The sequence below is a fragment of the Nocardioides sp. Z43_10 genome, assembly GCF_059766615.1.
Genome location: NZ_JCBAJY010000019.1, coordinates 1 through 2872 on the forward strand (window position 1 = coordinate 1; position 2872 = coordinate 2872).

At 69.5% G+C, this 2872-nt stretch carries 4 protein-coding genes; 3 read left to right on the forward strand and 1 reads right to left on the reverse strand.

The features are described from left to right. Positions 1–239: 239 nt before the first annotated feature. From tpiA to AC6EI4_RS19715, 3 genes are read left to right on the forward strand one after another with little or no spacing between them, the layout of a single operon-like run. Positions 240–1037 carry a triose-phosphate isomerase gene (gene tpiA / locus AC6EI4_RS19705; protein ID WP_498452519.1) on the forward strand — a complete coding sequence of 266 codons (798 nt, stop codon included), beginning with the start codon at positions 240–242 and terminating at the stop codon, positions 1035–1037. 30 nt (positions 1038–1067) lie between these two features. After that, positions 1068–1307 (forward strand): preprotein translocase subunit SecG, encoded by a 240-nt coding sequence (gene secG, locus AC6EI4_RS19710; RefSeq protein WP_498423010.1) that lies wholly within the window; start codon positions 1068–1070, stop codon positions 1305–1307. Between the two features lie 15 nt (positions 1308–1322). Continuing rightward, positions 1323–1682, forward strand: coding sequence for an RNA polymerase-binding protein RbpA (locus AC6EI4_RS19715; RefSeq protein ID WP_498423008.1), 360 nt, complete (start codon positions 1323–1325; stop codon positions 1680–1682). Between the two features lie 149 nt (positions 1683–1831). Here the strand turns inward: AC6EI4_RS19715 and AC6EI4_RS19720 are convergent, their stop codons facing one another. Next, positions 1832–2803 carry a type IV toxin-antitoxin system AbiEi family antitoxin domain-containing protein gene (locus AC6EI4_RS19720; RefSeq protein WP_498452520.1) on the reverse strand — a complete coding sequence of 324 codons (972 nt, stop codon included), beginning with the start codon at positions 2801–2803 and terminating at the stop codon, positions 1832–1834. Between the last annotated feature and the right edge of the window lie 69 nt (positions 2804–2872).

Genomic DNA, 2872 nt, shown 5'->3' on the forward strand with positions numbered 1-2872 from the left:
CCCCATCCCCGCACAGCCCAACCATCCCCCCCGGGCCGCCCTGCCCCTGCTGAGCTAACCCCCCTGTCTCCTCCGGCTGACGTCGGAACCACCAGAATCCCCGCCCCCGGGGGGAGCCCCCACCCCCCCCCCCTCGTCCCCGGGACCCCCCTCAGGAACCCCGCGGCGCGGGCCCCCGGGCCCGCATGTTCCCCCCGACGTCGCCATGGCGGCGACCAACTCGCAGCCGAAGGATCCCGATGGCCAAGAACGCACGCACGCCGCTGATGGCGGGCAACTGGAAGATGAACCTCAACCACCAGGAAGCGGTGGTGCTGGTCCAGAAGCTCGCGTGGACCCTCTCCGACAAGAAGCACGACTTCGCCAAGGCCGAGGTCGTCGTGGTCCCGCCGTTCACCGACCTCCGCTCGGTGCAGACGCTCGTCGACGGTGACAAGCTCTCGGTGAAGTACGCCGCCCAGGACGTGTCCGAGCACGACGCGGGCGCCTACACCGGCGAGATCTCCGCGGGCATGCTGGCCAAGCTCGGCTGCAGCTACGTCGTGGTGGGTCACTCCGAGCGCCGCGAGTACCACGCCGAGAGCGACGCGGTCGTCAACGCCAAGGCGCACAAGGCCCTGGCGGCGGGAATGACTCCGATCGTCTGCGTCGGTGAGGGTCTGCCGATCCGTCAGGCCGGCGAGCACGTGCCGTTCACGCTCGCGCAGGTCGAGGGATCGCTGGCCGGCTTCACCGCCGAGCAGGTGGCCGACCTGGTCGTCGCCTACGAGCCGGTGTGGGCGATCGGCACCGGCGAGGTCGCCACGCCCGAGGATGCCCAGGAGGTCTGCGCGGCCATCCGCGGCAAGATCCGCGAGCTGCACGGCGACGACGCGGCCGACAAGATGCGCATCCTGTACGGGGGTTCCGTCAAGGCGTCGAACGTCGCGGGCATCATGACCAAGGATGACGTGGACGGCGCCCTGGTCGGCGGCGCGAGCCTCCAGGCGGAGGAGTTCGCCGGGATCTGCCGTTTCTACGACCTGCCTGTCCTCTGAGTCCCCGTACGTGACGTAGGCTGACTGACCGTGACACTCCTCTTCACCGTTCTGCTCGTGATCACGAGCCTGTTGCTCATCCTCCTGGTGCTGCTCCACAAGGGGCGCGGTGGAGGCCTCTCCGACATGTTCGGCGGTGGCGTCTCGAGCTCCCTGGGGGGCTCGTCGGTCGCTGAGCGCAACCTCGACCGCCTGACGGTCGGGATCGCCGTCATCTGGTTCGCCTGCATCGTCGCCCTAGGCCTGCTCAAGGCCTACGGCGGCGTCTGAGAAAGGGTTCGTCGCGTGGCTGGTGGAGGAAGCGCCATTCGGGGCAGTCGGGTCGGAGCCGGCCCGCTGGGCGAGGCTGAGCGGGGTGACGCCGCGCCCCGGCAGACAGTCACCTACTACTGCTCCAACGACCACCGGTCGGTGATGGCGTTCGCCATCGAGGCGCTGGCGCCCGAGGCGTGGGACTGCCCCAAGTGCGGCCTTCCGGCCAGCCAGGACAGCGACAACCCGCCGCCGGCTCCCAAGAACGAGCCCTACAAGACTCACCTGGCCTACGTGAAGGAGCGCCGCTCCGACCAGGAGGCCAAGGACATCCTCGCCGAGGCCCTGCAGTTGCTGCGTAGCCGGCGCAAGTCCGGCGACATCATCTTCTGACCCGAGTCGGCGTGAACTCGCGCGGGTACGGCGTCGAGTCGGCGTGAACTCGCGCGGGAACGGCGCCGAGTCGGCGTGAAGTCGCGCGGGTACGGCGTCGAGTCGGCGTGAACTCGCGCGGGTACGGCGTCGAGTCGGCGTGAACTCGCTCAGGCCACCCGTCGGCCGTGGCGCTCTCGGGCTCGGCGGACGCCCTGCCACATGAGCTCCTCGCAGTCACGCTGCTGGCCGAACACGTTCCCCGCGCGCATCGCCACGATCTCCCAGCCGAACTCCTGGTCGAGCTGCTCGCGCCGGGCCAGGTCGTGCGCCCGCTGCTGGCCGCTGGAGTGCCACTCGGCGCCGTCGTACTCCGCGGCGAACCGGAGCTCCTCGTTCCCCATGTCGAGGCGGGCGATGAGGATGCCGTTGCGGATGACCTCGATCTGAAGCCGCGGTGCTGGCAGGCCGGCGTCGATCCAGCGCAACCGCAGGACCGACTCGCCGGGCGACTCGGCCAGCGGATCCACTACCAACACCAGCTGACGCAACTGGACCACCCCGCGCATCCCGCGGAATCGGACGACCGCGTGCCGCAGCATCTCCAACGAGAATCCGCCCAACCGGGCCATCGCATCGAGCCCGGCGATGGCGCGATCTCGTCGTTCGAGACGGCCGAGGTCGAGGGCCGTGCGCAGCGGTGTCGTCACCAGCAGACCGTGCAGCTCCTCGGTGTCGCCGTCGGCGAACCACCTCTCACCGCTGTCGGCCAGCTTGTTGCGCAGCCTGCCGTGCCCGGATGGCCGGAAGATGCAGATGGGTTGGAGCTCGAGGTGCTCGTGTGGCGCCAGCACCATCTCGGCACCGTGCAGCCAACCGGCGTGCCGCCCGCAGATGACGGCGTCGGCAGGCGCCACCTGGGCCAGCGCCGCCGCGCGCAGCGCCACCGAATCGCCGGCCTGCGAGGCGAGGTAGACGCCGCGGATCGGGCGTCGCAGAAGTCGCGCATCCACCAACCGGGTCAGCATCAAGGAGCTCACCCCCTCCTGCAGCGCCATCGCCGTGGTGAACGGTGCGTCGAGGGGGAGCGGGAAGGTCGCGTCGAGGAGGGGTTGTTGCAGCCAGGTCTTCGATGTTGTCAACGCCTAGCGAAAACTGACCCCCTTTTGCCGATCGAAAGTTGACCCCCCATTCTTCGGTTCTGGTGGTCT

Excerpts from the sequence above, each read along its gene's own strand:
- tpiA (WP_498452519.1), top strand. The coding sequence starts at position 240 with ATGGCCAAGAACGCACGCACGCCGCTGATGGCGGGCAACTGGAAGATG.